We start from the raw sequence: 685 nt of genomic DNA, 5'->3' as shown, positions 1-685 counted from the left end.
TCATGGCGGACGGGTCCGACACGGCGAGGTTGTTCGGGTCGAGTCCGGCGGCCTCGATGCTGCCGCTCAGGTAGTTGCCGTGCACTCCGGTGAACAGGTTGGAGTAGACGATGTCGGACGCGGTGGAGTCGACGATCATCTGCTTGTAGCCCTGATCCGCGTTGGCCTCTTCGGTGGCGATGAACGCGGAGCCGATGTAGGCGAGGTCGGCGCCGGCGGCCTGCGCGGCGAGGACCGAGCGGCCGTGAGCGATGGAGCCCGACAGCAGGACCGGTCCGTCGAACCACTCGCGGATCTCCTGGACCAATGCGAACGGCGACAGGGTGCCCGCGTGTCCGCCGGCGCCGGCCGCGACGGCGATGAGGCCGTCGGCGCCCTTCTCCACGGCCTTCTTCGCGAACGTGTTGTTGATGACGTCGTGGAGGACGATGCCGCCGTAGCTGTGGATGGCCTCGTTGACGTCGGCGCGGGCGCCGAGGGACGTGATGACGATCGGGACCTGGAATTCGACGATGGTGGCGAGGTCCTCGTCGAGACGGTCGTTGCTCTTGTGGACGATCAGGTTGACCGCGTACGGCGCAGACGGTGTCTCGGGGTTGTTGGCGTCGTGCTTGGCGAGGGCTTCGGTGATGCGGGTGAGCCATTCGCGCAACACCGGCTGCGGGCGGGCGTTCAGGGAGGGGAA

General features: G+C 67.4%; 1 protein-coding gene. It reads right to left on the bottom strand.

The features are described from left to right. The coding region (locus tag AZG88_RS01725; RefSeq protein WP_061696860.1) for an NAD(P)H-dependent flavin oxidoreductase at window positions 1-685 on the bottom strand (685 nt) is incomplete at both ends.

It is taken from the genome of Rhodococcus sp. LB1, assembly GCF_001583455.1.
Classification (GTDB): domain Bacteria; phylum Actinomycetota; class Actinomycetes; order Mycobacteriales; family Mycobacteriaceae; genus Rhodococcus_F; species Rhodococcus_F opacus.
The sequence above is the reverse complement of the archived record's forward strand: the minus strand, read 5'-3'. Positions and strand labels throughout refer to the sequence as shown.